Origin of the sequence: Paenibacillus xylanivorans (assembly GCF_001280595.1) — a bacterium.
GTDB classification, from domain to species: domain Bacteria; phylum Bacillota; class Bacilli; order Paenibacillales; family Paenibacillaceae; genus Paenibacillus; species Paenibacillus xylanivorans.
On sequence record NZ_LITU01000075.1, the window covers coordinates 291,876 to 317,089 of the forward strand.

General features: G+C 45.6%; 24 protein-coding genes, 12 tRNA genes and 1 pseudogene. 5 read left to right on the plus strand and 32 right to left on the minus strand.

Annotated elements, in window-relative coordinates; genetic code table 11:
- The first annotated feature begins 167 nt into the window (after window positions 1-167).
- A complete protein-coding gene (locus AMS66_RS24600; RefSeq protein WP_024632671.1) occupies window positions 168-488 on the plus strand; it encodes a winged helix-turn-helix transcriptional regulator in 321 nt (106 codons plus the stop codon).
- A 38-nt stretch (window positions 489-526) separates the two neighbouring features.
- On the opposite strand, the gene AMS66_RS24605 is transcribed toward AMS66_RS24600, so the two are convergent.
- Window positions 527-1,399 (minus strand): AraC family transcriptional regulator, encoded by an 873-nt coding sequence (locus AMS66_RS24605; protein ID WP_053783284.1) that lies wholly within the window; start codon window positions 1,397-1,399, stop codon window positions 527-529.
- Between the two features lie 141 nt (window positions 1,400-1,540).
- On the opposite strand from AMS66_RS24605, the pseudogene AMS66_RS24610 reads away from it, so the two are divergent.
- Window positions 1,541-2,669 (plus strand): annotated as a pseudogene (locus tag AMS66_RS24610) (glycoside hydrolase family 88 protein).
- 83 nt (window positions 2,670-2,752) lie between these two features.
- Here the strand turns inward: AMS66_RS24610 and AMS66_RS24615 are convergent.
- The gene (locus AMS66_RS24615; RefSeq protein WP_053783285.1) at window positions 2,753-3,910 is read right to left on the minus strand and encodes a Gfo/Idh/MocA family protein; all 1,158 of its coding nucleotides are present in this window, start codon (window positions 3,908-3,910) and stop codon (window positions 2,753-2,755) included.
- A 112-nt stretch (window positions 3,911-4,022) separates the two neighbouring features.
- Here AMS66_RS24615 and AMS66_RS24620 point away from each other — a divergent pair, with 112 nt between their 5' ends.
- On the plus strand, window positions 4,023-4,889 hold the full coding sequence (locus AMS66_RS24620) for an AraC family transcriptional regulator (protein WP_053783286.1): 867 nt from the start codon (window positions 4,023-4,025) through the stop codon (window positions 4,887-4,889).
- 77 nt (window positions 4,890-4,966) lie between these two features.
- Here the strand turns inward: AMS66_RS24620 and AMS66_RS24625 are convergent, their stop codons facing one another.
- From AMS66_RS24625 to AMS66_RS24640, 4 genes are all read right to left on the minus strand, one after another.
- Window positions 4,967-5,728 carry a DUF3600 domain-containing protein gene (locus AMS66_RS24625; protein ID WP_053783287.1) on the minus strand — a complete coding sequence of 254 codons (762 nt, stop codon included), beginning with the start codon at window positions 5,726-5,728 and terminating at the stop codon, window positions 4,967-4,969.
- Window positions 5,715-6,302, minus strand: a complete 588-nt coding sequence (locus tag AMS66_RS24630; RefSeq protein ID WP_053783329.1) for a sigma-70 family RNA polymerase sigma factor — start codon at window positions 6,300-6,302, stop codon at window positions 5,715-5,717. The genes AMS66_RS24625 and AMS66_RS24630 overlap by 14 nt, the downstream gene beginning before the upstream one ends.
- A gap of 196 nt (window positions 6,303-6,498) precedes the next feature.
- Window positions 6,499-7,287 carry a TrmH family RNA methyltransferase gene (locus tag AMS66_RS24635; RefSeq protein ID WP_053783288.1) on the minus strand — a complete coding sequence of 263 codons (789 nt, stop codon included), beginning with the start codon at window positions 7,285-7,287 and terminating at the stop codon, window positions 6,499-6,501.
- A 101-nt stretch (window positions 7,288-7,388) separates the two neighbouring features.
- Entirely contained in the window at window positions 7,389-8,051 is a 663-nt protein-coding gene (locus tag AMS66_RS24640; protein WP_024634143.1) for a potassium channel family protein, read from the minus strand.
- Between the two features lie 181 nt (window positions 8,052-8,232).
- On the opposite strand from AMS66_RS24640, the gene sspI reads away from it, so the two are divergent.
- Window positions 8,233-8,466, plus strand: a complete 234-nt coding sequence (sspI, locus tag AMS66_RS24645) for a small acid-soluble spore protein SspI (protein ID WP_024634144.1) — start codon at window positions 8,233-8,235, stop codon at window positions 8,464-8,466.
- Window positions 8,467-8,708: 242 nt separating this feature from the next.
- Here the strand turns inward: sspI and AMS66_RS24650 are convergent, their stop codons facing one another.
- The 13 genes from AMS66_RS24650 to AMS66_RS24710 form a co-directional block, all read right to left on the minus strand.
- Window positions 8,709-9,008, minus strand: a complete 300-nt coding sequence (locus tag AMS66_RS24650) for a hypothetical protein (protein ID WP_236703606.1) — start codon at window positions 9,006-9,008, stop codon at window positions 8,709-8,711.
- A gap of 184 nt (window positions 9,009-9,192) precedes the next feature.
- On the minus strand, window positions 9,193-10,776 hold the full coding sequence (locus AMS66_RS24655; protein ID WP_053783290.1) for a peptide chain release factor 3: 1,584 nt from the start codon (window positions 10,774-10,776) through the stop codon (window positions 9,193-9,195).
- Window positions 10,777-11,134: 358 nt separating this feature from the next.
- Window positions 11,135-11,533 (minus strand): DoxX family protein, encoded by a 399-nt coding sequence (locus tag AMS66_RS24660; RefSeq protein WP_053783291.1) that lies wholly within the window; start codon window positions 11,531-11,533, stop codon window positions 11,135-11,137.
- A gap of 406 nt (window positions 11,534-11,939) precedes the next feature.
- Window positions 11,940-13,490, minus strand: a complete 1,551-nt coding sequence (gene zwf, locus AMS66_RS24665) for a glucose-6-phosphate dehydrogenase (RefSeq protein ID WP_053783292.1) — start codon at window positions 13,488-13,490, stop codon at window positions 11,940-11,942.
- A 247-nt stretch (window positions 13,491-13,737) separates the two neighbouring features.
- Window positions 13,738-14,475 carry a YwmB family TATA-box binding protein gene (locus AMS66_RS24670; RefSeq protein ID WP_053783293.1) on the minus strand — a complete coding sequence of 246 codons (738 nt, stop codon included), beginning with the start codon at window positions 14,473-14,475 and terminating at the stop codon, window positions 13,738-13,740.
- A 157-nt stretch (window positions 14,476-14,632) separates the two neighbouring features.
- Complete coding sequence (locus AMS66_RS24675) at window positions 14,633-15,301, minus strand: response regulator transcription factor (RefSeq protein WP_144424600.1); 669 nt, start codon at window positions 15,299-15,301, stop codon at window positions 14,633-14,635.
- Entirely contained in the window at window positions 15,243-16,358 is a 1,116-nt protein-coding gene (locus AMS66_RS24680; protein ID WP_053783295.1) for a sensor histidine kinase, read from the minus strand. The genes AMS66_RS24675 and AMS66_RS24680 overlap by 59 nt, the downstream gene beginning before the upstream one ends.
- A gap of 33 nt (window positions 16,359-16,391) precedes the next feature.
- On the minus strand, window positions 16,392-17,039 hold the full coding sequence (gene liaF, locus AMS66_RS24685) for a cell wall-active antibiotics response protein LiaF (protein WP_053783296.1): 648 nt from the start codon (window positions 17,037-17,039) through the stop codon (window positions 16,392-16,394).
- Window positions 17,040-17,188: 149 nt separating this feature from the next.
- On the minus strand, window positions 17,189-17,896 hold the full coding sequence (locus AMS66_RS24690) for a PspA/IM30 family protein (protein ID WP_024634152.1): 708 nt from the start codon (window positions 17,894-17,896) through the stop codon (window positions 17,189-17,191).
- A gap of 1 nt (window position 17,897) precedes the next feature.
- Window positions 17,898-18,401: a PspC domain-containing protein gene (locus tag AMS66_RS24695; protein WP_053783297.1), complete on the minus strand. Its 504-nt coding sequence runs from the start codon at window positions 18,399-18,401 to the stop codon at window positions 17,898-17,900.
- Between the two features lie 17 nt (window positions 18,402-18,418).
- Window positions 18,419-18,655 carry a PspC domain-containing protein gene (locus AMS66_RS24700; RefSeq protein WP_053783298.1) on the minus strand — a complete coding sequence of 79 codons (237 nt, stop codon included), beginning with the start codon at window positions 18,653-18,655 and terminating at the stop codon, window positions 18,419-18,421.
- A gap of 4 nt (window positions 18,656-18,659) precedes the next feature.
- Window positions 18,660-19,331 (minus strand): PspA/IM30 family protein, encoded by a 672-nt coding sequence (locus AMS66_RS24705; protein ID WP_024634155.1) that lies wholly within the window; start codon window positions 19,329-19,331, stop codon window positions 18,660-18,662.
- Window positions 19,332-19,364: 33 nt separating this feature from the next.
- Window positions 19,365-19,670 carry a LiaF transmembrane domain-containing protein gene (locus tag AMS66_RS24710; RefSeq protein WP_053783299.1) on the minus strand — a complete coding sequence of 102 codons (306 nt, stop codon included), beginning with the start codon at window positions 19,668-19,670 and terminating at the stop codon, window positions 19,365-19,367.
- 493 nt (window positions 19,671-20,163) lie between these two features.
- Here AMS66_RS24710 and AMS66_RS24715 point away from each other — a divergent pair, with 493 nt between their 5' ends.
- Window positions 20,164-22,551: a helix-turn-helix domain-containing protein gene (locus AMS66_RS24715; RefSeq protein WP_144424601.1), complete on the plus strand. Its 2,388-nt coding sequence runs from the start codon at window positions 20,164-20,166 to the stop codon at window positions 22,549-22,551.
- Between the two features lie 187 nt (window positions 22,552-22,738).
- On the opposite strand, the gene AMS66_RS24720 is transcribed toward AMS66_RS24715, so the two are convergent.
- The 13 genes from AMS66_RS24720 to AMS66_RS24780 all read right to left on the minus strand — a co-directional run bounded on the left by AMS66_RS24720 (window position 22,739) and on the right by AMS66_RS24780 (window position 25,121).
- Entirely contained in the window at window positions 22,739-23,665 is a 927-nt protein-coding gene (locus AMS66_RS24720) for a class I SAM-dependent methyltransferase (protein WP_053783301.1), read from the minus strand.
- A gap of 285 nt (window positions 23,666-23,950) precedes the next feature.
- Window positions 23,951-24,029 (minus strand) — tRNA-Leu (locus AMS66_RS24725).
- A 25-nt stretch (window positions 24,030-24,054) separates the two neighbouring features.
- A tRNA-Cys gene (locus AMS66_RS24730) sits at window positions 24,055-24,128 on the minus strand.
- A gap of 6 nt (window positions 24,129-24,134) precedes the next feature.
- Window positions 24,135-24,209, minus strand: a tRNA-Gly gene (locus AMS66_RS24735).
- 4 nt (window positions 24,210-24,213) lie between these two features.
- Window positions 24,214-24,288 (minus strand) — tRNA-Gln (locus tag AMS66_RS24740).
- 12 nt (window positions 24,289-24,300) lie between these two features.
- Window positions 24,301-24,373: transfer RNA gene (locus tag AMS66_RS24745), tRNA-His, on the minus strand.
- A gap of 30 nt (window positions 24,374-24,403) precedes the next feature.
- Window positions 24,404-24,477: transfer RNA gene (locus tag AMS66_RS24750), tRNA-Trp, on the minus strand.
- Window positions 24,478-24,484: 7 nt separating this feature from the next.
- Window positions 24,485-24,570, minus strand: a tRNA-Tyr gene (locus tag AMS66_RS24755).
- A gap of 9 nt (window positions 24,571-24,579) precedes the next feature.
- A tRNA-Thr gene (locus tag AMS66_RS24760) sits at window positions 24,580-24,655 on the minus strand.
- 20 nt (window positions 24,656-24,675) lie between these two features.
- Window positions 24,676-24,751 (minus strand) — tRNA-Phe (locus AMS66_RS24765).
- Between the two features lie 96 nt (window positions 24,752-24,847).
- Window positions 24,848-24,925: transfer RNA gene (locus AMS66_RS24770), tRNA-Asp, on the minus strand.
- 27 nt (window positions 24,926-24,952) lie between these two features.
- Window positions 24,953-25,026 (minus strand) — tRNA-Met (locus tag AMS66_RS24775).
- Window positions 25,027-25,045: 19 nt separating this feature from the next.
- A tRNA-Val gene (locus tag AMS66_RS24780) sits at window positions 25,046-25,121 on the minus strand.
- Window positions 25,122-25,214: the final 93 nt, after the last annotated feature.

The window sequence follows — 25,214 nt, forward strand, 5'->3', positions numbered from 1 at the left end:
CTGTGAACACCAGTGTTTATAGGGTTTTTATTTAATGTTAACGCTTTATGTGGTAACATTAAGAACAATTGGTATGTGACATTTTACACATAGGGCTTGTGGACACTCAGGTTACAATAAGTATACTAATGCTATAATAAGCATAACTAAATCAAAGGAGTACTATTATGAGCGATGATGAGAATGCCAAGCAAATATGCGAAAAGGTGGAACAGTCTTATCAGATCATTGGCCGGAAATGGGTAGCCCTCATTATTCATACATTGATGGAAGAACCCAAACGATTCAGTGAAATTCACGCTTATATCCCGGACCTGAGCAAACGGGTACTTAATGAACGGATGAAGGAACTGGAGGAAGAGGGACTTGTCGTGCGTCACGTGGTTACGGAACGCCCTGTTCGGACAGAATATATGTTGTCCCGCAAAGGCACAGAGCTGGGGCGCGCATTAAGCGCCGTGGAACGGTGGGCCGATAAGTGGCTATAGCACTGTACTGACGCTACTTTTAATAACATCAGCGTGATTTAATGTCTGCTGCTGCGTTCAAAATGCTGCCGATACTGTAGCGGAGTTATTCCTGCAGATTTGCGAAATAATTGAATGAAATAAGATCCATTCGGGAATCCCGCCCGCCTGCCAACCTCCTCAACGGACAAAGTCGTCGTCTCCAGCAGAAGATAAGCCTGCTTGAGTCTTCGAGCTGTGACGTAGTCCGTGATACTGCTTCCTGTTTCTTGCTGAAAGATACGGGAAGCATAAGACTTGGATAAATGAATATCATTCGCCATATGATCCAGTCTGATTTCATCTATGTAGTGCTCTTCAATCCAATGCATCATCTTCTCCGCATGTCTTAATTGACGTGATTCGACCAAGTGTAGTTGACTCGCCTGTTCCCCATCATTTTGTTGATCCATAACATTCAAAAGCTGAAGCAAAAACAGCACCGATTCCTCCCATTCTCCCCCAACCCGACTGCGTGACTGGTGATAAATTCTGTATACCCAATCCAGCTGATCCATAGATGAACTCAAATCAAAAACCTGCTGTTGATTTCTTCCTTTCCATAACCTCGAAAAAAAAGCACGGCGATGCGGGAACGCTTCCAAATATCGGTCCATTACAATGGGCTCTACATAGAAAATGTTCCTTTCATATGGTGTATCTGGATGAACATCGGCATAGACGTGATGCAGCTGATATGGCTGAAAAAAGAAGAGCATGCCTCTACGAATCGGATAGGTATGATTATTCAAAACCACAATGCCTTGACCTCCTTGGACATAGAGGATTTCCCCGCATTGATGCCAATGGTAATATCCTTTGAAGTCGCTCACCGATTTAATTTGATAATCCCACACCAAAGTATTTCCTTCAAATTCCACACGCTCAAACACTCTCGTTCCCCCTTCTTCACAATGACAACAGAGCAACATTTCTTCATATCCTAACACAACTTTTAAGGTTTTTAAAAGATATAATCTCCTTATAGGAAAGCGTTATCTTTACTTTCTAATTAAACCTAAGGAGGTTATCTCATGGCCGAAGCAGAATCCGCTGTAACTACGACATATTGGCAGGAAGTTATGCAGAAGCTGGAAAACAAATTGCCGGAGATGAAAAAAAACATTGGGGAGAAATGTCCTCATTTTGCAGGCGATGATGGCAAGTATGATAACATCAACACCGATTGGTGGGTTTCAGGTTTCTGGCCGGGTATGCTGTGGGTTATGTACGATATGACAGGAGGGGAAAGCTATCGGGAGGCGGCATTGTCATGGGATGAAACGTTGGAGCAATGGTTTATAAGACCAACAGGAGAGCTTCATCACGATGTCGGCTTCCAGTTTCTCTCTACTGCTGTGATTAAACATACAATTACAGGTGATGAGGACGCTCTCAGACGTGGTCTGGAGGCAGCCAATTTCCTTGCAGGACGCTATAATCCTGCAGGGCAAATTCATTCGTGCGTGGAATGAAGACAAATATGGCTGGGCCATCATTGATTGCATGCTGAATATCTCTTTGTTGTTCTGGGCTTCAGAAGTGACGGGAGATCCCCGCTACAAACATATTGCCATTAGCCATGCCGAGACGACCATGCAGTATGGTGTTCGTGAAGACGGATCAACCAAACATATCCTTTCCTTTGACCCGGAGGATGGTCATTATATTGAATGTTTTGGCGGACAGGGATATGCTCCTGAGTCCTCATGGAGTCGTGGTACCTCATGGGGGTTATATGGATTCGCTAATACGTATCGTTATACCCAAGATGAGCGTTTCCTGAACACAGCGAAACGGATTGCACATTACTTTATTGCTGCGCTGCCAGAGGATCATGTACCTTACTGGGATTTCAGACTTCCTACCCTGGATGGTCAATCCCGGGACAGCTCTGCCGCAGCAATCGCTGCATCCGGTCTGCTGGAACTGGCCGCCGCCGTTCCTGAAGGTGAAAAACGACTCTATGCCGATGCAGCCGAACGAATTCTGCGTTCCTTAACAGAGAACTATGCGGTCTGGGATCGGCCAGAGCATGAGTCGATTCTGCTGCATGCCACAGGCAGCGGCAATTCCTTCATTGATGTCTCCCTGATCTATGGAGATTATTATTATCTGGAGGCCATCGCGAAGTTGAATGGATGGAAACATCGGGTGTATTGATTTTGTTTTGTGAATAGGACACCAATAAAATGAAGCCAGTTCTCACAATATCTGTGGGACTGGCCTCTTTTTTTGTTATTTAACTAAGACTCCAACTTTCTCCCTAGCGTAATATCCACATCCTCAAAGTTCTCCACCGCTGTCTTTTTTTCATAAAAATGCACCGCATTTTGCATAATCCCTTTCCTTGTATAGAAAGCATCCTCCGCCTCTAGTGGAAAGGTAACCTTCCCCCCCGTACTGGCTGATTTATAGATACCTACAATGAGTTCCAGTGTATCCCGTCCACTCTTCCCATCCACCAGAAGCGGTGATCCTGTCTCAATGGCGTTTAGCACATTCTCTACTTGCCCTGCGTGACCCACATGAATAACATCCGGTAATTCTTCAACAAGTTTCTGAATCTGTTGTTCGAGATCCGGATTGGGTTCTGGGAACCCATTAGTTCGTGCCGTTGAAGCAACGACCTTCCAAGGTGCAGATACCCTTGCTTCTTTACCCTGAAAAATCAACTGCTGTTCCTCTCCGTGGTGTACCACAGAACTGGTAATCATGCCAAGTGCTCCTTCGTGGAAACGTAGCATCGCCATGGAAATATCCTCTACTTCGGCATTATCATGCGCCGTATTCGCCATCATGGCCTGCAATTCCACCGGAGGACCCATCATCCAAAGCATCGCATCAATATGGTGTACCGCATGATTAAGAGTACAGCCTCCGCCTTCCTTTTCCCATGTGCCACGCCACCACAGATCATAATAATTATGCCCTCGCCACCAGAACGAATCGACCTGTACGTGAACTATGGGACCCATAAGTTTGCTATCCAGCACATCTTTGAGTTTCATCATCGGTGTCGTAAAACGATTCTGCGCCACAACCGACAGCAACTTACCGCTCTCTTGTGCCGCTTCCATCATCATATCCGCCTCTTGTAAAGAAGAAGCCATCGGTTTTTCGACCAACACATGTGTTCCTTCATGCAGAAAATCACATGTGATCGGTGCATGTGTATACGGAGGGGTACAGACGGAAACCAAGTCAATGTTTTGATCCAACAATTCATGATAATCGGTAAACGCTCGTGCTCCTTCCAATCCATATTCGTTAATTCGTTTCTGTGCTTTTTCCGCATACATATCCACCACAGCTACGATCTCGCATCGTTTAGGAAATGCCAAATACGCTGTAATATGCGCTGTGCTGATGGCGCCTGCTCCAATAATGGCTACTTTCAACATGGGTGCATACCTCCCTTATTCCCTTCACAATACACAATAATAAAGCGCTTTTATGCGTTCATCTTGTGATAAAATGAAACTATATTGCGCTCTTGAAGGGGAGGCATTCCTAATGCCCATCATCACTGAGGATCAATTTAATCTGGCACACCGTCGTACCTCCACGACTGAGTTCCGAGAAGTTTTCCACGCCCATTCACAGATGGAGATCACGTACATTCATGATGGATATGGACAACTCATAACAGAAGGTCAGGCATTTCCCCTTGAACCGGGTACATTGATGATATTCCGCCCTTTCCAGCTGCATCAGGTCCAGATTCAAGTCACCAAAGAGCATCCCTTTATTCGCAGCGTACTGATGTATGAGCAGCACCTGCTGAACCCGCACTCTCGGCAATTTGCCGTATCGAATCGTTTTACAATGGACCTTCTCGGGCAAACATCCCCGCTTCAACCGATCCGTCTTTCCGCTGCGTCCCCTCTGGTTCAGGTGATTGAGCAATTTGCCGATATTCTACCTACGTTACTTCCACATGAAGCGGAAGAGGATACACGACTCTTTTTACTTGGACTACTCGCACAACTGCGCTACCTTTGGAAAGACAGACAGTATCTTAGCTCTACTGCGCTCCCAACGGGTTCTCCCGTTCTGCATCCTCATGCCGAAGCTGTCATGCAGTGGATTGAAGAGCACTACAACGAAGCTTTTCGTCTGGAGGATATCGCAGATACACTGCATCTCTCGCCTTATCATTTGTCCCATATATTTAAAAAAGCTACCGGCACCACCATCGTTGCTTACGCCCAAGCTACTCGTATTCGTCATGCTTGTGTGTTACTCACAAGTACCACACATACTGTTCCGGAAATTGGCCACCGTGTAGGCATGTCCAGCCCATCTTACTTTTGCAAAGTCTTCCGCAATGCAACAGGCACCACGCCGCATCAGTATCGACTTAACGTGCAGGGCCGATAAGAAGGTCATCCAACGAAACGAAAAGGAGCAAAAGGTGTGACATCCTTTCGCTCCTCAGCTCCTGAACACTACCCAAGTTACTCACCCGGCTTGCGTACATCCAGTCCCAACTTCTCCAAGAAGGGGAAAATGCGCTCGCGTACCTGCTGCAGTTCTTCCTTCTGCTCCGCAGTCAATCGCTCTTCATGGATGTTACCATCCTGATCCATCACCATGGCTTCATACTGCTTCATCTGTGCATACAACGATTTGAACTCGGTAAACTGCTCCTTGGAAAACTTCGTTTCTGCCATTGCCAGCTGTTCCTCCCAGAATTGCTCCTGGTCCATAGGTTCTTTTGGAGAGTCTCCACTAGCTGCTTCCAACTTTTTGAAAAATGGTTCCAGTTCTGCGGTGAGACGATTAAACTCTATCTGTTCTGTGACACTCCATTGCTCGGGGTGCATCTCTCCCTGTTGATCCGCATACTTCAAAGCCATTTGCCCCATTTGCTTCATCAGACCCATAAATTGATTGAATTCCTCTGCGCTTAAATGTGACTTGGCTGTCTGCAGCTTCGCTTCCAGTCTCATATAATCCTCTGATGTTCCACCCACCGCTGATATATTCTCCTGTGAACCATACATTCCGTCAGCAAGAAAGGTATACCCCGCGTAAGCTCCCGTGGGAATGATGAGTACAGCAGCCAGCAGCATAGTAACTAGCCATTTTTTTCGATGGTTTTTGAGACGTGATTCACTTCGAATAGCATTCATGATTTTATGTTTTGTTCCCTCGGGAATGATCCAGTCTTTGGTCTCTTCCTGGTAGGCTGTTCGCAGCTGTTCATCTAGATTCATGCAGTTCCTCCACCTTTCCCCGAATACCCGGATTTAACTTCTGATTCTGCCTCAGCTTGGTTAATGCCGCATGAATACGTGATTTCACCGTTCCTAGTGGAATTCCCAATATGAATGAAATCTCCTCTTGCGTGTACTCGTTCAAATAGTGAAGAGTGATCACCTGCTGCAGCTTATACGGCAATCCGTGCACCTGTTCGAGCAGAGGACGATTTGCCAGTTTGTTAATTAAGTCACCCGAAAAATCATACTCCAGCCCAGTATCAGACTTCTCCATCCGCTTGCTATAACGAAATTGCGTCAATCGTCTACGCCGATAACTTCGGACCTGCCGCATCGTCACACCCATTAACCAAGGACGAAACGCTCTTTCCGAATCGTATCGCTCTAAGGAGCTGAATGCCTGAATATAAATTTCCTGTACCAGATCTTCCGCGTCTGACGGGTCCTGGATCAAAAAGCGGACAGTACGATACACATCCTTCACTGTTTGCTCATATAACTCGCCATAAGCTTCGTAATCGCCAGCCCGGGTTAATTCCACAAGTTTTATGTACTTTTCTGCCTCACTCATCATCCATCCCCTTCCTCCTTACACTATATATTGGCATACCAGCTCCATATCGTTCGATTTATTTATTTCCACTTTCTCCGACCATGCAAAAAAAGCCCATTCCTCACTCATCGTTCAAGTAGGAATAAGCTATATTTCTTACTTCATATGCTAATGAAGTATAATATTCATATGCTAAGAGGTAAATTTTCATGGGCTAAACCATCCGCTGTCTCATCGCCTCAAACAATAAAATCGTCGCTGCCATCGCGGCATTAAGTGACTCTGCCTGTCCTTGCATCGGAATCGTAATCGCATCATCCACCAGCCGTGCTGTGGTTTCCGATATGCCCTTGCCCTCATTACCAATTACAAGCCACACCGATTGTGTAAAATCATAGCTGTAACACGAATGCTCGGCCTGCAAAGATGTACTCACCAACTTTACGCCCGCAGCTTTCGCTTCAGGCAGCAACGATTCCAACTGACCTTCTACAATTGGCAAATGAAATAGTGAACCCATCGTCGAACGGATCGTTTTCGGGTTGTAAACATCGGCACAACCCGCGCCCAGCACTACGCCTACCGCTCCTGCTGCATCCGCACTGCGAATGATCGTTCCCACATTACCGGGGTCCTGAACATTGTCCAATACCACGACCAGTCCCTTGGAAGAAGACAACAAGCTTTGCAGCGGCTCACGACCTTTATGTACAACGGCAAAAACAGGTTGGGGTGTCATCGTATCCGTACACTTGGCGATAACCGCAGGAGATACACTGATCCATTCCACACGCTGAAGTGGAGCCTCCACTCCAGCCAGTTCCTTGGGTACTCCCTGCTCCCCATCGTAAACAATACATTCCAGATCTGCCCCGGTACGCAGCGCTTCCTGTACGAGATGAATGCCTTCAATAATATATTTATGTTGACGGGTACGATGCTTTTTCTCCAGCAGCTGTGCCCATTCCTTCACACGTGTATTTTGCGGTGATACAATATCCATCTTTCCATCCTTCCCGTCTGCGGGATTTTTTATCAACATGTTACATGACGTATTGAAATTTTCCGCCTAAAGGTTGCTCCATCATCCCATCATTATACTTATCACTTTGGATACGCCAGCTCCATTTTCGTCAAATGGTCCTTATGGCCAACGATGATCAGCACATCCCCATTCTCAATCCGATCCTCCGCATACGGAGAGATATTCATCGAATTCCCACTGCGGATCGCCATCACGTTACACCCAAAGCGTGCACGGATATTTAGCTCCAGCAGGTTTTTACCGATCATTTGCTCGGAAGCTCTCATCTCCAGAATGCTGTAATCCTCTGACAACTCAATGTAATCAAGAATGTTTGGTGACGTCAAATGATGGGCTACGCGCAATCCCATATCCCGCTCAGGATAAATGACCTTATCCGCCCCGATCTTCTGCAATACTTTACCATGAAGCTCATTTTGTGCTTTTACGATCAGAACAGGCACACCCATATCCTTCAGAATAAGGGTCGTAAGAATACTCGACTGAATATCCTCACCAATCGCCACAACGACGACATCAAAATTCCGTATGCCCAGCGCCCGCAACGCTTCCTCATCCGTTGAATCTGCCGATACGGCATGTGTCACCACATTGGACATTTCCTGGGTCCGCTGCTCGTCCGCATCAATTGCCAGTACGTCGAATCCCATACCGCTCAGCGCATTGGCTACACTTGATCCGAACCGTCCCATGCCAATCACCGCATATTGTTTCTTTGCCATTAGGGTAACCTCCCGCTGCACTTCAGCATTACGCATCTATTGTTAGTCGCTTTTCAATTAAGGGGTGAATATTCACTTAAATATCCTTCGTAGTATACCACAAAGCCCAATAAACTTGAATGCGCTCACGCTTCCCAGGGAACAGTATTAGAGCAGCCGAATATACGAGGAGGGACTTGCGATGCCAATTACATTAAGCCTGCGTGAAGCGATTGTTCATAAGGTTCATGACAAAAGTGATGATCAGCTCCGGGAGATGATCGAAGGTTCTGTAGATGGACCGGAAGCAGCATTACCCGGCCTTGGTGCCATTTTCGAAATGATCTGGAAGAACACGGAACCTGCGAAGCAGGAAGAATTAATTCAAATTGCGCAGGAGCATCTGCACACCATTCCCGTTCAACCCATCAGTTAACTGAAGCCTTGGAGGGAAAGGTACCATCATCACGTTGTTCTGTCTGCAAAAGAAAGATTTTGTCTCATTGGTCTGGATTATACTTATACCCTGCTCCAAGAGCTGGGTAGTTAAATCCCCATAGACTAATTAGGCTCCCCAAGCAAACAAGGTACAGCCACTGAGCAAACCTCAGGAAGCTGTACCTTGTTTGTATATGTCTGATGCTCCTAAGAAAATCAGTCGCCGCTGGAAAAAGATGTTCAATTGAATAATTTAGCGATTTTATCAAACAATGCCGTTATTTCTTCATTTCCAGCAGTGGATGCGTCCGTATTTCCCCATGCATTCTTAAGTGCAGAAAGTAGATCATTTTCTTTATCCTTAACCCCTGACCCTGAGCTGGAAATGAGAATTTGCAACTCACTTAGCAAGGATTTCTGTTCATCGACAGTAAGCTCATTGTTAAATGTGCTATCTTGGTTCTCTTCGTTAGTGACAACGTTGGTCTCCTCTTTCTGTGTACATAAATTAGGATCGGCACACTTCACATTAATCGGCACCCAAACTGAATTTACCCTGAGAGCAAACTGAATAATGACTGAATGTTACTCGCCCTTCTCCCCTATGCGTGAAACCTGAAATAGTACAAAGAACTAATTGAACGACAAAAAATGACCTAAACCCCTCTCATCAGGAATTCAGGTCATTTTCTTCTGCTGTCTTTAGTATTTCAGGGAAATCGGCTTATGGAGCTGTCTCCAGGAATTTCGCCGTCGGGTTTTTGTCCATTGCGGTTCTCATCGCATATTCATTTTCGAACAAGACTACATAGTTTCCTTTTTTATCTTTCACCAGAGCGGAGTTGATCCGGAATTTACTTGGGTCCAGATTCTCGTCCACGATCCAGCGAGCGAATTGATAAGGCATACGCTGCAATTGCACGTCTACCCCGTACTCGCCTTTCATCCGGTATTCAAATACCTCGAATTGGAGCTGACCTACTACGCCGAGCAATGTTTCGTCGAAACTCACGGTGTTGAACACCTGAATCGTACCTTCTTCGGTCAACTGGTCAATCCCTTTTTGGTACTGTTTATGTTTCAATGCATTTTTAACCGTAACTTTGGCAAAAATCTCTGGTGAGAACGTCGGCAATTCGTCAAAAATAACCTCGCTGCCTTGGCTCAATGAATCGCCAATCCGGAAGATACCCGGATCGAATAGACCAATAATATCGCCTGCATAAGCCTCTTCTATAATATCCCGATCCTGTGCCAAGAATTGCTGTGGCTGAGACAGCTTGATCTCTTTGCCCACACGATTATGCTTCACGCTCATACCGCGTTGGAATTTACCAGACACAATCCGAAGAAATGCGATACGATCCCGGTGTGCCGGATTCATGTTCGCCTGAATTTTGAAGACGTAACCGCTGAATTTCTCATTCGTTGGCTCAATTTCACCCGCTGTACTACGACGCGGTTCCGGTTTCGGCGCGAGTTGCAGGAAGTTCTCAAGGAACGTCTGCACGCCGAAGTTATTGATGGCACTACCAAAGAATACAGGTGTCAGTTCACCGCGCTGTACCTTCTCCATGTCGAACTGGTCTCCTGCAACATCCAGAAGCTCCAGGTCCTGACACAGTTGATCATGCAGATAATCTCCTGCCATCTCACGAATGATCGGATCTTCGTATCCTTCTACCTTTTGAACTTTAATCGTCGAGTGGTCGTCCCCTTGGAACAATTCCACCTGATTTTTCATCCGATCGTACACTCCACACAGCTCACGGCCTGTACCAATCGGCCAGTTCATCGGAACAGAACGAATACCCAGTACATTTTCGAGTTCTTCCATCAGATCAAACGGACTTTGTCCTTCACGGTCCAGCTTGTTGATGAATGTAAAGATCGGAATACCGCGCTTCGCACAAACCTGAAACAATTTGATCGTTTGTGCCTCGACACCTTTTGCCACGTCAATCAACATTACCGCGCTATCGGCAGCCGTTAGTGTGCGATACGTATCTTCACTGAAGTCTTGGTGACCCGGTGTATCCAAAATGTTGATGCGATGCCCCAGGTAATCAAACTGCATTACGGAAGACGTAACCGAGATCCCCCGCTGTTTCTCGATTTCCATCCAGTCACTTGTTGCATGTTTGCTTGCTTTCCGAGCTTTTACTGAACCGGCAAGGCGAATCGCCCCCCCAAACAGCAACAGTTTCTCGGTCAATGTCGTTTTACCCGCATCCGGGTGAGAGATAATGGCAAACGTCCGGCGTTTGTCCACTTCCTGTTGAAGAATGTTATCTGCAGCTTTGCTCATAGATTCTATCCCTTTCATCCGTTCATTCACGTTAATCCGGCGAGGCCGGTCTGCCATTCAATCTTTATGCAATCCGGCTATGCCGGTTGATTGTACATTTATCTTTTCGCTCACTAGGCATTTAGCATCCTATATTAATTTTACACATTTACAACGGAGTTCATCCTCCCTAAGCATTGTGCTTCCATTCATGCCGTAGACCTGAATTATAATCCAACTTTCCTATTGTACCATAATCTTTACCGAAAATAACCGATTACGTACAGCAGATTCATCTCTTTTCCGATTGCAAAAAAAGAGCACCTTTCCGCCATCATTATGGCATCCAGGTACTCATTATTCATTTCGCTTCTCACTCTTAGAAAATTAATGCGTCCAGTGCGTATTGTCCTCCACCTGTCAAAGCCAGTGCTACACCAACCACCAGAATCGCAAGGTTATATTCAAACCCGTTCTGCGTGGACCAGTATCCGTTCGCACCATGAACCTTTACAATGGCAATAACCATAGTCAGAGCAATCAGAATGCCTCCTACCGGTGTAAGCAGACCCAGAGCCAGCAGCAATCCGCCGCCAAATTCAGCGAGCCCTGCCAGCAACGCTACCAATGCGCCGGGTTTCATCCCCATCGATTCAAACCAGCCGCCAGTTCCCTTGATTCCGTATCCCCCGAACCATCCAAACAGTTTCTGAGCCCCGTGCGCCATGAACGACAATCCAATCACCAAACGAATCAATAACAACCCTACATCCAACATTTTCTTTTCCTCCATTCAATATATACAAAATAGTATTCTTAGATTAAAGATATTATGCTAAATTTTTTTCTTCATGAATGTAGTCCGTAACCCCTTCACGTGGTTCATATTTCATCTCATGAATGATGTACTTAGCCGATGGATTCATCGGGTTTCGTATGTCTTTGCGTAATTTCTTTATCTCTTTGTTGAGTATAAGTTATATACTTACTTTTTGTCAATAGCTTAATTTTAATTATTTTTATCCTTTTTATATACCCATCTCTCCATCAAAAAAAGGCTTGGAAAGTTCGCGTATCTGCGTCCTTCCCAAGCCTTAGTTCTGCAGGACAGCTCCTATCATCCATCAGATGATTTGTTCTCGCCTGATGCCCTATTATTTACTACAGGTAACTCCATTCAGCATTTAATTGTTCACTTGCCACACGACACTGTCTTCGTCCTGACCGTTCACCGGCCACCAATGGAATCCATCCTGCTCCAGCAGTTTTCCAGTCGCTTCCGGCCCCCATGTACCTGCCGGATACGTGTGCAGCTCACCATGATTCTCCGCCCAAGCCGCCGCGATCCGATCAACGAAGGACCATGCTGTTGCAACTTCATCCCAACGGGTAAAATAAGTGGAGTCTCCTTCTGCCGCATCATGCAACAGACGTTCATACGCCTCAGGCGAGTTGATTCCGATCATGCAGCTCTGACAGAAGTCCATCGCCAGCGGCTGAATCTCGGAATCTGAACCCGGTTTCTTGGCATTGATTTTGATATAAATGCCTTCCATCGGATTCACCCGGATGACGAGCAGATTGGGCTCCAGCTTATACTTTTTGCCCAGATAGACGTTGCTCGGCATAGATTTGAATTCAACCACGATCTCAGTCGTTTTCACCGGCAGACGCTTGCCTGTCCGAATATAGAATGGCACACCGGCCCAGCGGAAATTATCCACAAATACACGTGCGGCAAAGTAAGTCTCCGTATTGGATTCCGGATCAACCTTGTCCTCCTGACGATAACCGGGAAGCTGCTTGCCACGATACTCCCCTTCCGTATACTGCCCGCGCACAACGTTAGTGCTTACTTCTTCATCAGAAGTGAATGCACGCAGAGAACGCAATACCTTAACCTTCTCATCGCGAATGTCCTCGGGGAACAAACGGCTTGGCGGCTCCATGGCAATCATCGTCAGCATCTGCAGCATATGGTTCTGTCCCATATCGCGCAATGCACCTGAATGATCGTAGTATCCACCGCGTTCTTCCACACCGACCGTCTCTCCCAGGGTAATCTGAACATTCGCAATATGTTTATTGTTCCAAAGCGGCTCGAAAAAGGCATTTCCAAAGCGAATCACTTCGATATTCTGCACCATTTCCTTGCCCAGATAGTGATCAATCCGATAAATCTCTTCCTCACGGAACACTTCACGGATCTGCTCGTTCAGATGCTCTGCAGATTGCAGATCATATCCAAATGGTTTCTCAATCACAAGTCGATTCCACCCACGGCTCTCCAGCATTCCGCCATCGCGTAAACTATATGAGACGCTGCCAAACAACTCAGGTGCCAGCGCCAGATAGAACAGGCGGTTACCCGGTGTATTAAATTTCGCTTCCAGGCTCTCAGTCTGCTCACGCAATTCTTTGAAACCGTCCACGTTATTGATATCTAGTGATTTATACTCAAAATGTTCGACAAAAGCATTCCACTCATCGGGTTCCCCCGCCGGATAACGGCAGAACTCTTTAATGGATTCATAGATGTCTTCCCGGAATTCTTCTGGTGACCTCGGACGACGCGCTACACCAATAACCGCAAAGTCTTCGGCTAACTTGCCTTCGCGGTAGAGACTGTAGATAGCCGGAAACAGCTTCCGGCGGGCCAAATCACCCGTTGCTCCAAAAATGAAAAATACTGCACCTGGTGTCTGCACTTCATCTTGCATTTGTTTTTCGACCATGGGCTCCTCTTTCTTTCCGGGAAGACATCTCCACACTCTCCCCGAGCTATGTAATGGTGTTATATACGCAACATACAACCGTCAATTACCAGCAAATTTCCTTCTTGGATGTGATGCCATTTTAGCATAAAGCCCCATGGGTTGCACTAATTTTCCCAAGAAATATAATCATTATTTTTCCACAATTCATGGAAATTTCATCTATAAAAATTCATGATCAAGCTTATAAATTCGCTTTAATAATGCATTAATATTCAATCGTGATCACCGGGAAACCTACTGTAACCCGATTGGTCCCCTTTTCATCATCCTGGTGGACCGCCAGCTGCATGTTCAAGTGATGCGCACCACTCTTAATCGCTATTGGCAGATCCGATGCGTCATAAGACACGCTGGCAGTGCTGTTATCTGTATAACGTTCTATCGCTTGCATGTCCATATCTCCAGACAGCTGTTCCTCGATTTGCTGCAATTGACTGCTGGCGCCTCTTTCCGTTGCAGCTGTGCCCTGCACAGCGAAATTCCATGCCGCCTTCATTCCCGAGTCTGTGAGCAACTGGGATACCTGTTCATGTAATGTGGTCAATAAACGTTGGTCCGTATATTCATTGCCTGATAACTGAACGATCGCGTAGTATTCATTTTCTCCCGTTACGACAACATTAACTAGAATGCCTGCGTGCTGAGCATCCGCAACCAACTCGCTACGATACACATCATGCCCCGTCTGAAGGACGCGCTCAGGATGTTGCAATCCCAGCCGCTGTGCGAGCATCTCTGCTTGCTCTTCTGCATCTCCATGGCCTTCACCTTGCCATTTAATCACTAGACGCTCCACATGATCAATTGCCGTATCTGCTGTCTTCATCAATTGTTCCAGCTTGTCTGCTTCGGATTCCGTCTTCTCAGCGTACACATGTGTCATGCCTACAAGTATAATGATTGCTAATGCCAGTATGCCTGCCGTCATCCATCGATTTAACATTTGAATCCTCCGCTCTTTCTTTCATTCTATGAATCTATCAACAGCATGCCCCCATTCCTCATTTACTAAACTTCTTTTTGGTATACAAAAAAAGCCCCATCCACCATCTTCATGGCTGATCGGACCTTATCGTCTCAACACTCACACAATTCATATCCTACTCCGCAAGTCCATTCTTATATGCATAAATGGCTGCCTGTGTACGGTCATCCACGCCAAGTTTGGCCAGTATGTTCGTCACATGGAACTTGACCGTCTTGATTCCGATGATCAGATCATCTGCGATGTCCTGGTTTGACTTTCCTTTGGCCACCAACCGGAGTACATCCATCTCCCGATCAGTCAATTCCTCATGAGCAGGTGTGGCTGCCTGTGGCTGTCGGAAACGATTCATCATTTTGGAAGCCACTTGTGACTCCAAAACCGATTGCCCTCGAGCTGCAGCACGGATCGCATCTGCCACCTCATTGGCTCTGGATGTTTTCAGCAGATAGCTGAAGGCTCCTGCCTCAATGACCGGATACATTTTTTCATCATCCAGATAACTGGTTAGCACAATGACCTTGCATTCCGGATACATTTTGAGCAGCTGCCGGGTGGCTTCAATCCCGTCCATCCCTTCCATCACAAGATCCATCAGGACAACATCAGGTTTATACTCCTGTGCCAATCGGATGCCTTCCTCACCGCTGCCCGCTTCCCCCACCACTTCAATACCGTCTTCGGTATCCAGTACCGCAGCGAGGCCAATGCGTACCATCTCATGATCATCCACGAGCAACACTTTGATCGACGTTTCCGCTTCCGTCTCTATTCCCGTCTCCATTGACATATTCTTCCTCGCTTTCATCGTTCATCAAAGGTATCGTTATCTCAATTCGTGTTCCTTTGCCCGGCGCCGTTACAAATTGAATGGCTCCGCCAATTTCAGTCACACGTTCACGCATATTGGTCAGACCATAGGAGGCCTGTTTCTGATCGTCAAGATCAAATCCCTGGCCATCATCACGAATCAGTACCCGAATGGCATCCATCCGGCGCTGAAGCCGAATTTCCATCTTTTCCGCCTTCGCATGACGTAATGTATTGGACATCGCTTCCTGAACAATACGAAAAAGATGATTCTCAATGCCTTTGATCAAATGGATGTCTTCATCCATTTCGAGCACGATATCCATAGGTACTTTTGTTTTCAACTCCATCACCAGATCACGCAAACCTTGTTCGAGATGTTTACCCTCCAGATAGACAGGTCGCAGATGCAATAGCAACGCTCGCATCTCGGACTGTGCTACCGACGCCATCTCTTCGATCAGGGCCACCTGCCGCTGGGCACGTGCAAAATCCTTTTCCATTCTGCGTCCAACCGCTGTTGCGGTCATGGAAATGGCGAACAGCTGCTGTGATACCGCATCATGCAATTCCCGTGCCAGCCGCTGCCGTTCCTCCACAATGGCCGTTATTCTGGCCTGTTCAGCTAATTGCGCGTTATTGGTAGACAGCCTTTGCAGAGAAGAGACCTGATCTTCCCACTTTTTGCCGATTCGTCCAAGCTGTTCACTTAATCGACCTACATCATCAATGCCGAGGTCCGGCACAGTACGTGAGAGTGACCCCTTTTCCCATTGCAGCAATGTCTCTCGCAACAGTTCAAGCCTTCGTTTGACCCGATAACTCTGATAGAATCCGAAGGCCGCACCCATACCGATCAAGAGCAACAGCAATGCCAGACCCGATTGAATCAGATGCCTCCATCCTGCAAACGGGGCAAGATAACCATATGTATACAATACATACAAGATTACAATGAGCACAATGAAAACAAGGAGGATCCCTTCACCCATACTTCGGGTTACCATGTCGGTATGTCGTTTTGTCTTCATCCGGGTCTCCTCCTTCTTCACTTATTTAACTTATTACGGATTACTGATGTTTAGGTCGCCAACAATATAAGAAATGACAAATTTTGCTTTATGTTCACTGGACTCATATCCAGGAGTTCTCCATACCAATTTGTTCATCATGCCGCTATCCTGTTCTCCATTAACACTTATTCGTCCAAAGAGTACAGATGCCTCAATTTCCACACCATAATCCTCAGGTAGCGTCAGACGAACATTTCCCATAACCCCTTGCAAAAGTACAATCGTTTGTTTCTCTTCCGGGAGGGAGAGTGACAGATCTGCATTGATCTCACCCATAGCATGCCATAGGCTCATGCTGCGCAGTGTCCATGGGGACTGATCCCAATAGTAACGAGCCATGAAATTTTGCTTGCGCATGACATGCCCATCTAGATGAATCTTTTTGTTTTTAGAATAAAAATAAGCCAGTGAAGCCAGTACAATCAAAAATACAATCATTAGATTATCAAGCAACAACAGAGCGGCACCGATACCGAGGTATCGATAGCCTTTGTGTGTGTCACCCTTACGAACTTGTACCATACCTATCGTTAACAGAATCAGTGCGGCGACGGTCAGCAGGTTAATACTTCGGTTCAGTAACATCAGCATGCCGATGACAATGATTACAACAGCAAGCCATTGACCCTTCTTATTCATCTCTGCCGCACCTCCTCTGTAAGTTGATCTTCCCAATTCGACGGAAAAGCCATATCAGGCTTTGAACACCTGTATGGCTTAACCTTTGTTCTAGAAACCGTTCTTTATTCACGATTTATAGAATATCATATTGTCTGCTGAGCGAACAGTTATTCTTTTGAAGTACCGCCCGTTTCATTCTTGGCACCATTGCCGATTTTGTTTTTCAGAGCTTGCAGCTGTTGATCCACTTTGAATTGCTTTTCGGTATCTACAGGATTAGTGTACGTAGATTGTGTGTTACGATAAGGTGCACGGATCACATCAGCTTCTGCTTCCATTTGCATGATTTTCTCTTCCATTCGGTGGAATCCAAGGGATGCGCCACCACTCTCGATGGAGTGCAAGCTGTTGATTTGGGACATTTGTTTTTTAGCTTTCGCCATTTGTGCACGGGATACGAGTTCATTACGTTTGTTACGCATTTTGTAGAACTCATCTTTCATGTCATGCAGCTGTTGCAGCAAATCTTTGGCTTGAGCTTCGGATTGAGCATGAAGTTCTCTGTATTCCGTAATTTTTTGATCGAAGTAAATTTTCTCTTCCAGCAATTTACGGGCCACTTCTTCCTGACCATTAGCCAGTGCAGCCTCTGCCTGAGACTCACGTTGTACCGATGTACGTTCTGCTTCGTCCAGACGCTGTTTCATGCGACGCTCATTCGCCATTTGTTTGGCAACTGTTACCTCTGCCTCATGAATTTCCGCCTCCATGTCACGCAAATACTGGTTCAACATTACAATTGGGTCTTCCACTTTATCCAACATATCATTTACCGACGCTTTAGTCATATCCTTAATCCGTTTAAATACTCCCATTTTACTTTTCTCCCTTCTCGTAACGAGATAATTTTTGGCGAAGCTCTTCAACTTCTTTTTTCAATGCTTTTTTCTCAATATCTTTCATCATGGAATCAAGTTCACTTTCTTGCTGTGATCCTGCTCCGTAGGCGTTATTGTCGTAAGAACGTGGACCAGACTGAGGTCTGCTGTTGTATCCTGGGCCAGGACCGAAATTTCCAGGGCCTTGTTGATTGTGGTTATTTTGAAAAGGACCTCTTGGCGGCTCGTGATCAAAGTTATTGTGTCCTCTACCAGCGCCAGGGCCCGGACCATAGCCGTATGGATCATAAGGTGGATATGGCTCTTTTGGTACCACCAATGCTGCGATGAAGTAGATTAACAACGACGTGCCGCCAGTTACGAAGATACTGATGACGAAGATGATACGCAGCAAGGTTGAATCCATGCCGATCGACTCGGATATCCCGCCACACAATCCTGTCAGCATCCGGTCACGCGTTGAGCGATATAATTTGCTCATGTGCTTACTCCTTTCGTTTACTTGTATCCTCTTGCGTGATCAGCACTATAAGTGTATGGATCAGCATGATAGGATTCTTTTGGCACTACCAATGCAGCGATGAAGTAGATCAGCAATGATGTACCCCCCGTAGCGAAAATACTGATGAAGAAAATGATACGCAGCAGCGTGGAACTAAATCCAAGGTTTTCAGAGATGCCGCCGATCAAACCTGTCAGCATACGATTGCGCGATGAGCGGTAAAGTTTATTCATGTGTCTACTCCTTTCTGTCATTGTTTAGCTTTTGTTTCAGTCGTTCCAGTTCTTTGTCCAGTGTAGAGGATGACATGGTGCCAGACGTTCCTGCCCCATCCTGACTCATCCGACGCAAATCCCGGAGACTTTGTGCCTCATATTCGAGATCAGATACCTGATCGTCCAGCCGGTTGAACATACGGGGTACATTCTGACCGTTGTAGTGACCTCTCTGATTCATTCGTTGCTGCAATTGAATCGTCTGCATACGAGCGTAGTAATATTGGCGTTTGCTGTATACATTTTGATATTCCACTTTCAGTTGGTCGATCTGTTCATCCAGTTCCTGTAATGCCGCATTGCTTTGTGCGTACAATTCATTGTATTGCTCCATTTTTTCCTCGTGGAGGATTTTCTCCTGCAGAGCAAGTTTAGCTAAATGCTCCTCGCCTGCTTTCAGAGCCATGGAAGCTTGTTCTTCCCGTTTGTGTACCATACCTGCTGCCTGATCCGCTTGTTGTTTCATTTGTCTGGTATGGGTTGCATATTGATGACGAAGCTTCTCGGCTTCACCGATGTCTTGGCGGGTCGAGACCAGAAACTGGTCAATCAGTTTGACTGGATCCTGACTTTGCTCCAAATGTTCATTCAAGTTAGCTACGGTAATATCCCGCATTCGACGAAATACACTCATTTTGTCTGTCCTCCTTATCATAATCGTGAAAGCTTAGTAACGGCCACGACGACTGCGATTACTCAACATGGAGAATCCGAAGATGATTAACCCAATCGCGATGATCGGTCCGATCAGCCATGCCAGTTTACCCAGCAATGAGAGGATACCGATGAAGAGAACAATCCATCCAAGCAGTACATTTCCTCGTTTAACTCCGTAATAGCCAAGTGCAATCATCAGAATCGGAATCAGATAACCCATTAAATGTCCCAGTAGGGGAGTTAGCTTTCCGAAGAGGAGAAGTGCACCCAATGCAATCAGTACAATCGCCCAGCCATTTCCTTTATTCCATCTCATAATTATTGTTCACCACCCTTTCGGTTCATTAATTTTGATTTGTGTGTTTGTTTGTTCGTTTGTTTCTTGTTTAACCTTATGTCCTTATTCTAGGGGAAACTGCGACTTTTCAAAACAGACCGTGGACGGTTTTTCATCCTAGACTCAGGTCGGGGATCAGTTTGGACCTTTGACTGTCCCTGGATCAGACCAACGACCACTATATCGAATAAAGGCCTTAAATATCTCTTATTACCTTTCTTCGAAACTGGTTCACCCCGTATGAATATGACGTCCCTACCTCTTATCTACGTTCTCCCTCGACTGACGTTTCCCATTACGTCTTCCATAAAAATCAAAGAGACCTGATATACACTCTGGACTTATTCATCATCTTAATTTTCAATTGAATTTTATTACTTTTTTATCTAAATAAACAAAATTTATATTGTTCTATATGTAAGCGTTTACTAAAATAGGAAGTGTTACTAATCCAAAAGTCAGGAGTGGACCTGTGCGATCATTCAGCTATCTACATAAAATGATAGTCTTCGGAATCTTATTAAGTACCCTGCCCATTCTGTTGACTGGAATCGCCGCTTTTATCTATTCTTCGAAACAAACGGAGCTGTATCGTGCTCAAGCCAATGAACAACTGTTAATCCAAATGCAAACCAATGTGGAACACAAACTTGCAACCGTTAGCTATATGCTCGATCAGGCCGTTCGATCACCGGACACGCTCCATTCTCTGTCTTCATCTCCGTCGGTACAAGGCACCGAGCCTTTGTTTGCTGAGAAGTTACAGACCGAATTCAAGAATATGAGGTCATGGGAGCCTCTAATGGATATAACGCTCGTAAATCAGACCCAGGATTGGCTTATCGATCATGCTGGCTTGTACCTTAATACTGATTTTCCAATGGCTCTGCCCATGAAAGACTTGTTATCGAACACACTCACATCTGGTTGGCAGCTTACACCTTCATCCGTGTTTAACAATAATGAGCGCCAAGTGAATTCAGGCTGCATCTATCATATTGCACTTGCCAGATCGATACCCGATGTAAATGTTTCTTCTGACGCTGCCCTGATTGCGGGAATTCCCGCGTGTTCACTGCAAAAATCACTGGAAGAGGATTCACCAGACAGTTCTACGGCAGGACTAATCATTCTGAATCGTGAACAGCGTATCATGGTTCATCCTGATCCCCGTAATATTGGACAGCCCATGGCTGCAGCAGGAATAAAAGATAGCGAATCGGGTACCAATTTTAGTGAGCTGTTATCTATACGTGGATCCGCTGCCTCTTCAGGCCAACGGGAGGTCCGTATTGCAGATACATATTACTCGCTGTCCTATACGCATTCTGCTCTAAAAGGGTGGACATATATTCTCATTTCGCCTACGAATATTCTAACTCACGAGTATGTTCAGATTGGATTACACACTATATATATCAGTTTCGCCTTGCTACTGCTTTCAATGTTGCTCTCATGGATAGGTTCGAGACGAATGCATATTCCGATTCGCAAAATTCTTGCACAACTCGGTGACAAACGATTACCCAAAGATCGCCCTGAAACCAAGTCTGCACATCATATCGATGAATTCGAGCAAATCAGAGCTGGCGTTTCGCAGCTATCCGCATCTCAATCCCAGCTTGAAAACAAATTAAATCAATATAAGTTGCAGATCCGTACTCATTCTCTAATTAACCTGCTTCTGGGCAAAATTGTACCGTCCACTCTTCATGACATACTCAGAGAGAATGGTTATGATTCACAGCTTCAAGAGTGGCAACAAATAGCCGTCATCGCAGTCCAGGCCGATCTCGTAAATCACATCAAATATCATGCCAAGGATCGTGATCTGTTATTGTTTGCTGTTCAGAATATACTGGAGGAGAGTGTTCATGCGGAACAACAGTTACTTCCTGTGGTATATGAGCAGGCTGTAGTTACAATCATCGGTACCACTGAACAAGATCGTGTTCGTTTTTCACAGCATCTGTATACGTTAACGGAACAACTCCAACATCAGGTCAGTCAGATCCTTAGTCTTCAGGTAAGCATTGGCTTTAGTCAGCCCCACGCCTCCCTATTTCAGATACCGCAGGCTTATACGGAGGCTCTTGAAGCGCTCAAGCATCGAATGAAACTGGGGGCAGGCATCATCTTTCAATTTGAGACGATCGATAATCGTAATTCTCATTGGGCGCTGCCTTATCCCGAATCACTGGAGTATACGCTGATACAGACTATCCAAAACGCCGATGAAGCCCGAGCCTCATCTCATCTCCATCAGTTACTTGAAGTGTTGTTTGGCATGGAATGCACACCGGAAGAATATCAGGTAGCACTTACCCGATTGTTAACACATATTTTGCAGATGATACAGGAATCCGGTATACGACTGGGACAGATCTCCAAAGGCCATGGGTCTATCTTCAATGAACTTCATGCGCTGCAGTACGCTGCCGAGGTTGAACATTGGTTTAACGACCATATCATCCTTCCGATCATTCTCATTTTAAAGGAAAGACAGTACGCCCAATATCAGCATATCTCTGAGAAAATGATCGCCATCATTCATCAAGAATACGATAAAGATTTGACTTTGGAGGAATGCGCATCCAGACTTCACTACAATGCAAACTACTTAAGTAGTGTATTCCGCAAAGAGACAGGCTGTGCATTCAGTGAGTATCTGACGAAGTACCGCTTCACTATGGCTAAAAAATGGCTCGACGAAAGCGAGCTAACGGTCAAGGATATCGCTGCACGGCTTCGTTATAACAACCCGCAGAACTTTATCCGTTCTTTTCGAAAATGGGAAGGGATTACGCCCGGCCAATACCGGGAACGTAAGCAGAAGCCAGATCTATCCATGAAGCAGTAAACGGCTCTTTTGAGGATGAAGTCCGACGCTTCTATCAATTCCTATCTATTAAAAGATGTAACTCTATTATTTAGCCATAGAAAGTTGTTCTATATATGACCATACAAAAGGGAGCCAGTAAAACGGCTCCCTTGCAACTACGTATTAAATGAAATAAATCTGAGTTTACTTAAACTGCTTAAATAATTTACTGCTCTTTGGTACGTACCACTTTCATATTCGGTTGCTCCAATTGAATCAGGATTTTACCGAATTTCCCTCCGCGTGAGAATGCAACCACTCCCTCCTTATACGTGTCTCTGATATATTGCTCAGCTAGGGCAAGTGAACCTTCATCCGTTGGCAGTTCATGCGTGCTAAGCCATTCCTGAAGTTTATCGACGACTTCTTCCACAGACATCTCAAAATAACTTGTTTCTTTAGTGATCAAGGTGGTGTAGGAATAGTCTTTCAGGTACAGCAGCTGTTGTATATAACCCATGTCTCCTGCATTGTATGAAGGGTATACACCCAGAACCTCTTTAAGCTCATCTAATAGTGTGTCTTCTTTTGGCCCAGCCATCGTGCTGATATACACATACTTTCGAGCAGTGCTGATTGCTTGTTCAATCGTTTCCCAATCCGACATTGCTGGGCACATAGATGCAAATGCAAAGTCAAATTTCCTCTCCCAACCCTTATCCTGAATCGATATTTCCTCGAAGCGTTCTGACACAGTATTTATACTGGATTGTAAAGACGGAGGAATCGTCTCTTTCATTAATGAATTGAGCAGTTCCGATGGCTCTACAGCTGTAACTGTTGCTCCTTTGGTTGCAAAAGGGATCGTAAAGATGCCTGACGCTGCTCCAATATCTAATATTGATAAACCGTTAAAATCAACTCCCTGATTTTCAATCCAGCCTATGATGCGTTCGGATCGCTGTTTACCCGCTTCAGTAAACGACTGTTGATGATATCCTCTAGCCCATTGTTCAAATGCCTCTGTAAGGTCAAACGCTGTGCTTTTCATATTGTATTTTGAAGCTGTGGACTGATCTCTCCACGCTTCTTCCCATACAGATAGATCGAATAAAATTTCAGAATGCTTGGATACCCGTTTTTCCTCAAACACGTGACTTCACTCCATTTCTTTGTATAAAAAATATAAATTCGTAAAGAGGATATTTTTTTGATAAGCATTTGCTATATGAATTTAAAAGAGCTATAATATCCGTAATTAACCGAAATAAAATAAAAGACTTTACATATCTACAATATACCTATTAAAGTTGTACGTCAATACATAAACAAAAATAATTCCATCTTCTTCTACAAACAATAATTCAAATAATATCTGCCAAATAAAAAAAAGCCCATTAGAGTTTTCATCTAATGAGCTTTTACTTACTTGCTTGAATACCGGCGAGAGGACTCGAACCTCCACGGTTTCCCACTCGATTTTGAGTCGAGCGCGTCTGCCATTCCGCCACGCCGGCATATGATGCTTTTATGAAAATATACTGGAGGCGCCACCCAGATTCGAACTGGGGATAAAGCTTTTGCAGAGCTGTGCCTTACCACTTGGCTATGGCGCCATATTTTGGAGCGGACGACGGGAATCGAACCCGCGACCCTCGCCTTGGCAAGGCGATGCTCTACCGCTGAGCCACGTCCGCAAAATGGCTGGGGATATAGGATTTGAACCTATGCATGACGGAGTCAAAGTCCGTTGCCTTACCGCTTGGCTAATCCCCAAAAAAACAAAAGGGCGATCGAGGGGAATTGAACCCCCGAATGCCGGATCCACAAACCGGTGCGTTAACCACTTCGCCACGACCGCCACAATACAATATGTTTTTAAAAACTTAATTGGCAGGGGCAGCAGGAATTGAACCCACACCAACGGTTTTGGAGACCGTTGTTCTACCTTTAAACTATGCCCCTATAAAACTGGTGGAGGATGATGGATTCGAACCACCGAACCCGTACGGGAGCAGATTTACAGTCTGATGCGTTTGGCCGCTTCGCTAATCCTCCAGGATTAAATGGTGCCGGCGAGAGGACTTGAACCCCCAACCTACTGATTACAAGTCAGTTGCTCTACCAGTTGAGCTACACCGGCATATTAAGTTTTGATAAAAATGGTGGCTCGGGACGGAATCGAACCGCCGACACGAGGATTTTCAGTCCTCTGCTCTACCGACTGAGCTACCGAGCCATAATAAAGTTTAATCTTGAAACGTTACACTTTATCTAGGGCGTTCGGTGCCATATAGCAGATTTAGTGAACAGCTTCCTCATGTGAAGATTAAAATGGCGGAACCGACGGGATTCGAACCCGCGATCTCCTGCGTGACAGGCAGGCATGTTAGGCCAACTACACCACGGTTCCAGATCACTTTCTTGATAGAAAGTATAATTGCGGGGGCAGGATTTGAACCTGCGGCCTTCGGGTTATGAGCCCGACGAGCTACCGGGCTGCTCCACCCCGCGTCGTTATTTAAAATCTATATGGTGGAGGCTGAGGGGTTCGAACCCCCGACCCTCTGCTTGTAAGGCAGATGCTCTCCCAGCTGAGCTAAGCCTCCGAACAACACATTCATGATCTTATCATAAAACTGCTGTAAAAATCAACTTCTTTTTTTGAAGTTAGATATGACCCGTAGGGGATTCGAACCCCT

What these genes read in the sequence shown, in the direction of transcription:
- AMS66_RS24655 (WP_053783290.1), bottom strand. Translation starts at nt 10,776, where the DNA reads ATGAGCAAAGCTGCAGATAACATTCTTCAACAGGAAGTGGACAAACGC.
- AMS66_RS24600 (WP_024632671.1), top strand. Translation starts at nt 168, where the DNA reads ATGAGCGATGATGAGAATGCCAAGCAAATATGCGAAAAGGTGGAACAG.
- AMS66_RS24700 (WP_053783298.1), bottom strand. Translation starts at nt 18,655, where the DNA reads ATGAATAAACTTTACCGCTCATCGCGCAATCGTATGCTGACAGGTTTG.
- AMS66_RS24615 (WP_053783285.1), bottom strand. Translation starts at nt 3,910, where the DNA reads ATGTTGAAAGTAGCCATTATTGGAGCAGGCGCCATCAGCACAGCGCAT.
- AMS66_RS24635 (WP_053783288.1), bottom strand. Translation starts at nt 7,287, where the DNA reads ATGGATATTGTATCACCGCAAAATACACGTGTGAAGGAATGGGCACAG.
- sspI (WP_024634144.1), top strand. Translation starts at nt 8,233, where the DNA reads ATGCCAATTACATTAAGCCTGCGTGAAGCGATTGTTCATAAGGTTCAT.
- AMS66_RS24695 (WP_053783297.1), bottom strand. Translation starts at nt 18,401, where the DNA reads ATGAGCAAATTATATCGCTCAACGCGTGACCGGATGCTGACAGGATTG.
- AMS66_RS24660 (WP_053783291.1), bottom strand. Translation starts at nt 11,533, where the DNA reads ATGTTGGATGTAGGGTTGTTATTGATTCGTTTGGTGATTGGATTGTCG.
- AMS66_RS24690 (WP_024634152.1), bottom strand. Translation starts at nt 17,896, where the DNA reads ATGGGAGTATTTAAACGGATTAAGGATATGACTAAAGCGTCGGTAAAT.
- zwf (WP_053783292.1), bottom strand. Translation starts at nt 13,490, where the DNA reads ATGGTCGAAAAACAAATGCAAGATGAAGTGCAGACACCAGGTGCAGTA.
- liaF (WP_053783296.1), bottom strand. Translation starts at nt 17,039, where the DNA reads ATGAATAAGAAGGGTCAATGGCTTGCTGTTGTAATCATTGTCATCGGC.
- AMS66_RS24680 (WP_053783295.1), bottom strand. Translation starts at nt 16,358, where the DNA reads ATGAAGACAAAACGACATACCGACATGGTAACCCGAAGTATGGGTGAA.
- AMS66_RS24675 (WP_144424600.1), bottom strand. Translation starts at nt 15,301, where the DNA reads ATGGAGACGGGAATAGAGACGGAAGCGGAAACGTCGATCAAAGTGTTG.
- AMS66_RS24630 (WP_053783329.1), bottom strand. Translation starts at nt 6,302, where the DNA reads ATGAGTGAGGCAGAAAAGTACATAAAACTTGTGGAATTAACCCGGGCT.
- AMS66_RS24670 (WP_053783293.1), bottom strand. Translation starts at nt 14,475, where the DNA reads ATGTTAAATCGATGGATGACGGCAGGCATACTGGCATTAGCAATCATT.
- AMS66_RS24705 (WP_024634155.1), bottom strand. Translation starts at nt 19,331, where the DNA reads ATGAGTGTATTTCGTCGAATGCGGGATATTACCGTAGCTAACTTGAAT.
- AMS66_RS24640 (WP_024634143.1), bottom strand. Translation starts at nt 8,051, where the DNA reads ATGGCAAAGAAACAATATGCGGTGATTGGCATGGGACGGTTCGGATCA.
- AMS66_RS24625 (WP_053783287.1), bottom strand. Translation starts at nt 5,728, where the DNA reads ATGAATCTAGATGAACAGCTGCGAACAGCCTACCAGGAAGAGACCAAA.
- AMS66_RS24620 (WP_053783286.1), top strand. Translation starts at nt 4,023, where the DNA reads ATGCCCATCATCACTGAGGATCAATTTAATCTGGCACACCGTCGTACC.
- AMS66_RS24710 (WP_053783299.1), bottom strand. Translation starts at nt 19,670, where the DNA reads ATGAGATGGAATAAAGGAAATGGCTGGGCGATTGTACTGATTGCATTG.